This window comes from Facklamia sp. P9177, assembly GCF_050409585.1.
Lineage (GTDB): Bacteria > Bacillota > Bacilli > Lactobacillales > Aerococcaceae > Facklamia.
Map to the genome: position 1 here is coordinate 1 of NZ_JBNUPE010000029.1, position 5,341 is coordinate 5,341.

Sequence of the window (5,341 nt, forward strand, 5' to 3'; positions counted from 1 at the left end):
CAGAGTCCTTTCTATTTTAGTTACCACTTTTAATAGATCGGACTTCTGTGTTTTTGTGTAGCAAAAAATAGGATGGAAGGAAGTGTTTTTTTCTTCCATCCACCCTGTTTATTATAGAACCAAAACAATAAAGCCCTTCAAGTAGTTTATTCTAACTTGCGTGAGGGGCTTTACTATTGATAGAGCTTTCTATAAAATATTCTATGATTTTCCTACTACTTAAGCTATGCTATACTTAATTTATTCGATTTTAAAGGCGGTGAAGCAGTGAAAAATAATCCAGAGCACTTATTTGTTATCGGAGATATCCACGGAATGAGTGATGAATTAGATCAACTATTAGCAAGTTGGATACCTGAAGAAGAGCGATTGGTCTTTATTGGAGATTATATTGATCGTGGCTATGATAGTTTAGCTGTTTTAAACCGTGTATGGCAACTTCAAAAAGAAAAGAATGCCCTCTGTTTAAGAGGGAACCATGAATCCATGCTCTTAAATTTTTTGCGAAGCCCGCATAATTTTTTTAATCATTACATTATGAATGGTGGAGTAGCGACTATTTGTCAGTTATTAAATATTCCTGAAGAGAAAGTCGTAAAATCACAAGCCAGACGACTAGCTCGTCAAATTAAACAGACTTATCCTAAGCTGGAAACTTGGTTAGAGGGTCTCCCTTATTATTTTGAATATGGAGAATTCATTATTGTTCATGCTGGTGTAGATTTGTCGCTTGAAAACTGGAAAAACACTTCTGATCACGATTTTCTGTGGATTAGAGACAGCTTTCATCAAACAAAGAATTCTACCGGTAAACAAATTATTTTTGGGCACACTCCAACTATGGTGCTTCATCAGAATTACTATAATTCCAATGTTTGGCGTAAAGATATGAAATGGGGAATTGATGGTGGTTGTGTCTTTGGAGGAGAACTGCATGCTATGAAAGTTAGTAAAACGGCAGTAATTCAGATATATTCCGTCCCAGTTTTAGAAGGAGAATGATAGGATGAATAATGAAAACAATCAAGCAAATATTATCAAATCCATTAGCAACGAATTAAATATAGAAGTCAATCAAATTAATGCGGTTCTTAATTTATTGGAGGAAGGGAATACAATCCCTTTTATTTCACGTTACCGTAAAGAAATGACTGGGTCTCTTGATGAGGTTCAAATCTATGATATCGATAAACAGTATCAGTATGCTTTAAATCTCCATCAACGCAAAGAGGATGTCTTAAAAGCGATTGAGGAACAAGGGAAGCTGGATGCTGACCTTCAAGAAAATATTGAACAGGCACAGACATTACAACAAGTAGAAGACTTATATCGTCCCTTTAAGAAAAAACGTCGGACTAAAGCGATGGTGGCTATTGAGAATGGTTTAGAACCTTTAGCAAGTTGGATGCTAACTAATAAAGACTTAGATGTTCCACTGGAGCAAGAGGCCGAAAAATATCTTAACGAGTCGGTTTCATCAGTTGACAAAGCACTCGAAGGAGCCCATGAGATTATTGCTCAAGAAATATCGGATCGAGCAGATTTCCGAGAATTTATTCGAAAATATACAAAATATAATGCCTATTGGACCACTACTTTAAAAGAGCAAGACATTGACGAACGTGGAGTTTATCAAATGTATTACGATTTCCAAGAAAAACTAATGAAAATTGCTGAATATCGTGTCTTAGCCTCCAATCGTGGTGAAAAAGAAGGGGTTCTTTCAGTTAAAATCAAAGTAGATGAGGAACCGGCGCTTCAGTATATAGAAAAGCATATTCTAGATGAAGAACTGCCTAACCAACAAAAAGAGCGGATTGAGTTAGCAATTAAAGATGCCTATAAACGGTTTATTCAGCCGGCAATTGAGCGTGAAATTAGGAGTGAACAAACTGAAAGGGCAGATCGCCATGCGATTGCTATTTTTGGAGAGAACTTACGTCATTTACTTTTACAGCCTCCAATGAAGGGCTTTCGCGTACTCGGATTAGACCCTGCTTATCGTACGGGGTGCAAATTGGCGATTATTTCAGAAACTGGTCGTGTGCTAGATAAGGGTGTAATCTATCCGCATCCACCTGCAACTGACTATAAGCGCCAACAAGCAGCGACTATTTTAAAGTCAATGATTGAACAACATCAAGTTGATGTTATTGCTATTGGTAACGGAACAGCAAGTAGAGAATCTGAAGTCTTTGTAAGTGAAGTAGTTAAGCAGATTGACCGGTCTATTCGGTTTATAGTTGTTAATGAGGCAGGCGCTTCTGTATATTCAGCTAGTAAAATAGCTCGTGAAGAATTTCCTGATTATCAAGTAGAAGAAAGAAGTGCAGTTTCTATCGCAAGAAGATTGCAAGATCCTCTAGCAGAGTTGATAAAAATTGATCCGAAATCAATGGGAGTCGGACAATACCAGCACGATGTTAGCCAAAATTTATTGGCAGATGAATTGGATTTTGTCGTTAATATGACAGTCAATCAGGTAGGAGTCGACATTAATACTGCTAGTATTCAATTATTAGAACGTGTATCTGGAATGACCCATGCAACAGCTAAGAATGTGATTCTTTTAAGAGATGAGATTGGTAGGTTTGAGGATCGAAAACAGATTAAAAAAGTGAAACGCATGGGACCAAAAACCTATGAACAAGCTGTTGGCTTCTTACGCATTATAAAAGGAACAAACCCTCTAGATCAGACCTCTATTCACCCAGAATCATACGCAATTGCAGAACGGATTCTAGAAGATAATGGCTTGTCTTTAGATGAAATAGGTCAAGTAGAAAGCAGTCAAATTTTAAAATCTTTAGACACCCAGCAGATTGCTCAAACTTATCAAATTGGAAAAGAAACAGCCAAGGATATCTTGGAAGGCTTGATAAATCCTAGTCAAGATATTCGAGATGGTCAGGATGCGCCTATTTTAAGAGACGATGTTTTGAAGCTGGAAGACTTAGAGGAAAATATGCAGTTACAGGGTGTTGTAAGAAATGTTGTCGACTTTGGCGTTTTTGTTGATATTGGAGTTAAACAGGATGGACTTATCCATATATCTAAATTAAGTTCACCAAAAGGTCGATTCATTAAGCATCCTTCTGAGCTAGTAGCCGTGGGAGATATTGTTGAAGTAGAAGTAATTTCTATTGATCGTGAACGGTCACGCATTGGATTAAAACTAATAAATCCTAAATAAAAAGTTGACATAAGCGCTGCCGATTCGTTACAATATATACTATCGTTATTGATAGAGCGGTCGTGGCGGAATGGCAGACGCGCCAGCTTGAGGGGCTGGTATCCTTAAGGATGTGGAAGTTCGAGTCTTCTCGGCCGCATTAGGATTTTGGTTATGGAAGTTATAATAAAAGTTGATATTTTGTGATTATTTAAGTGGTATTTATTCGGTGTTTATATCGGATGGATACCACTTCTTTCTTTTTAAAATTAAGAATTCTAGTTAATGATCTAAGTTCTTTCAAACTAATCTACTTATTAACATAAAAATGAAATAGAATGCCTTTTATCAATCTTATTCGATATTTAGCATACTTATGAATGACTAAAATTCTACATCGAACGTTAGTAATTAAGTCACAATTTCCTTCAAGCATTCAAATGTTTAAAAATAACATATCAGCTATAATACTATTGAGTAAAACGATTAAAAAAATTAATGAAAACCATTAATTCACCTTATAGTTTGTGTTAATCTTAACAAGTAGCGACAAATTATCTTGGAAGGAGTGAACCTATATATGAAAGTTATTTATTTATTTATTTATTAACAGGTCTACTTCAGCTGTTTCTAATTAAGAAAGGAATTATTTAATGAATTTTTCAGATATTGTTGTAACACTTAGAGATTATTTATGGGATTATGTTCTTTTATATGCTTTTATTGGAATCGGATTATTTATGACTGTTCGTTTGGGTTTCCCGCAGTTTTCACGTGTTTTTCCTGCTCTGAAACGTATGATATCAGATATTATAAAGGGTAAATCAGCCAAAGAAGGTGGCATGACTCCTTTTCAATCTTTAGCTACAGCCGTTGCGGCTCAAGTAGGGACTGGCAATATAGTAGGGATTGCAACTGCTATTATTGGTGGCGGTCCGGGAGCGGCATTTTGGATGTTGGTTTCTGGCTTTTTAGGAATGTCTACAATGTTTGCTGAAGCTACCATGTCTCAAGTATTTAGGGAGAGGGAAGTTTCAGATGGTACGTTAGTTGGAGGACCTGCGTACTATATTAAAAATGGTTTAAAGCAAAAGTGGCTAGCATATATTTTTGCTGTTTTGTGCATTGTTGCACTTGGATTAGTTGGTATTATGGTTCAGGCTAACTCTATTATTTCGTCAATGAATACGGCTTTTGGTTTAAATCAATTCTTGATAGCCTGTGTTTTAATAGTGGTGGTTGGCTGGATCCTTATTGGAGGAATGGAGCGGATTGGTAAATTTTCTGAGCGTGTTGTTCCTACTATGGCCATATCATATGTTTTAGTGGCATTATTAATTATGATTTTAAACATTGATCAATTGATACCCACTATCAAGTTGATTATTAATAGCGCTTTCAATCCTCAAGCGATAGCTGGAGGAGCGCTAGGAATCAGTGTTCAGCAAGCAATGCGATATGGGTTAGCTAGAGGTTTATTTTCAAATGAGGCCGGAATGGGATCAACCCCCCATTCTCATGCAGTAGCTGTGACTTCACATCCTGCTGAACAAGGCTTTATTGCCATGATTGGTGTTTTTATATGTACTTTTATTATTTGTGTGGCAACGGTCATGATAAATCTTTTAACAGGGGCTTATTCCATTGAAACAATCCAAGCTATGACACCTCAAGCTTTAGGTGAGTATGGTCAAATCATGACACAAACTGCTTTCCAAATTCAATTTGGAAAAATTGGAGAGTCATTCTTAGCCATCGCCTTATCAAGCTTTTCCTTAACTACAATTGTTGGTTGGTTTTTCTTTGCAGAGTCCAATGTTAAATTTATCTTTGATAATGGGAAAATCATTCATTCTTTTAAGTTAGTTGCTTTGATGGCAATTGCCATGGGTTATTTTGCAAGTCCTGGTGTAGTTTGGGATATTGCTGACTTATCAATGGGGCTAATGGCTTTACCTAATATAATTGCTCTAATCTTTTTGTCAGGTAAAACAGCAGAAGTCCTGAAAGATTATGACAAACAAGTTCAAATCGATGCAGAACATCTATCATGGGATTATAAATACGAAAAGGCTCACTAAACAAATATATTTTCACAAAAAGATCTTCTGAATTGATGTGAACCTCAAAAGTTGGAGTTTGTATTTAAACGGTTAATTGAATGGTATA

3 protein-coding genes and 1 tRNA gene are annotated in these 5,341 nt (G+C 36.2%); all 4 read left to right on the forward strand.

Annotated features, from left to right (window positions below; translation table 11 throughout):
• The first annotated feature begins 267 nt into the window (after positions 1-267).
• On the forward strand, positions 268-1,002 hold the full coding sequence (locus ACQV18_RS09185; protein ID WP_428875545.1) for a metallophosphoesterase family protein: 735 nt from the start codon (positions 268-270) through the stop codon (positions 1,000-1,002).
• Positions 1,003-1,006: 4 nt separating this feature from the next.
• On the forward strand, positions 1,007-3,193 hold the full coding sequence (locus ACQV18_RS09190; protein WP_428892996.1) for a Tex family protein: 2,187 nt from the start codon (positions 1,007-1,009) through the stop codon (positions 3,191-3,193).
• A gap of 56 nt (positions 3,194-3,249) precedes the next feature.
• Positions 3,250-3,332 (forward strand) — tRNA-Leu (locus tag ACQV18_RS09195).
• A 493-nt stretch (positions 3,333-3,825) separates the two neighbouring features.
• Positions 3,826-5,253 (forward strand): alanine/glycine:cation symporter family protein, encoded by a 1,428-nt coding sequence (locus ACQV18_RS09200; protein WP_428875543.1) that lies wholly within the window; start codon positions 3,826-3,828, stop codon positions 5,251-5,253.
• The last annotated feature ends 88 nt before the right edge of the window (positions 5,254-5,341 follow it).